Annotated in this window: 1 protein-coding gene and 1 pseudogene; both read right to left on the bottom strand. The window is 30.5% G+C overall.

Annotated elements, in window-relative coordinates; genetic code table 11:
- Window positions 1-129: 129 nt before the first annotated feature.
- Entirely contained in the window at window positions 130-624 is a 495-nt protein-coding gene (locus tag A9G11_RS12230; RefSeq protein WP_255308547.1) for a tetratricopeptide repeat protein, read from the bottom strand.
- Window positions 604-681: pseudogene (locus A9G11_RS14705) on the bottom strand (sel1 repeat family protein); the annotation flags it as partial. The gene A9G11_RS12230 and the pseudogene A9G11_RS14705, both read right to left, overlap by 21 nt.
- Between the last annotated feature and the right edge of the window lie 349 nt (window positions 682-1,030).

The raw sequence follows: 1,030 nt of genomic DNA, 5'->3' as shown, positions 1-1,030 counted from the left end.
TAAACTTTTATCCAGAGAATCAATAAGATTACTTTTATAAAGAATAAAAGGATAGAAACTTTAGCTTATCTTTTAAAAAAAAATGCCAACATTTTCTTACTTGTCCCTTAACCTATCACTATTATTCGTTCACAATCTTAGACACATTTTCCCTTTTAGTCCATTTTCACAAGCTTGTCGATACAATTGTTTAGCTTTGATTTCGCTTTTTGGAACCCCTATTCCTTCTTTATACATAAGACTTAAATTATATTGGGCTTCCGGTAAATTTTGTTTGGCCGCTTTTTCATACCAATATTTTGCCTTAGTATAATCTTGCGTGACTCCAAAGCCATTAAAATACAATTCCCCCATACTTAATTGTGCATCTGCATCACCTTGTAGGGCTGCTTTTTTATACCACTCCTTAGCTTTTGCATAGTCCTGATTAACGATCAAACCTTGTACGTAAATCACACCTAAATTATATTGAGCATATGCATTCCCTTGTTTAGCAGATTTTTCTAACCATCCTTTAGCATTAGCCTTATTTTTTCCTGCCACTTCCTCATTATAATACATCATGGCTAAATTATTTTGAGCTTGAACACAACCTTGATTAGCGGATTTTTCAAACAACTCCATAGCTTTAGCAACATTTTTTTCTGTCCCAGACCCATTATAATACATCAAACCTAAATTAAATTGACTATCGTTTTGCTATTTCAACTCATTCTTTGTAATAGTGAAAATGAATCTTCATTTAGGAACCAACTTCGTTTTCATCAGTCAATTAACTTAACGGTACAACTTTTATAAAGTTTTAAAAGGATTATCATTATTCAGGCATAACTGAAAAGCTGTCCTGTATTTTTAATAATTCTTGATTCGCTGCTTTCCATGATATTTTTTGCTCACAATATAATCTTTAACTATCAACCTAATATTATTATAAATCTATCCAAGTACTGTTTTTGTATAACCTAATGTAAAAGCTTCTTCATTTTTTTACTTTGATTGAATCTTACTTTCATTTTTACTTATCATTTTA

The sequence above is a fragment of the Gilliamella sp. wkB108 genome (assembly GCF_001690195.1).
Classification (GTDB): Bacteria; Pseudomonadota; Gammaproteobacteria; order Enterobacterales; family Orbaceae; genus Gilliamella; species Gilliamella apicola_L.
This window is presented reverse-complemented; position numbering and strand designations above follow the sequence as displayed.

What these genes read in the sequence shown, in the direction of transcription:
- A9G11_RS12230 (WP_255308547.1), bottom strand. Translation starts at nt 624, where the DNA reads ATGGAGTTGTTTGAAAAATCCGCTAATCAAGGTTGTGTTCAAGCTCAA.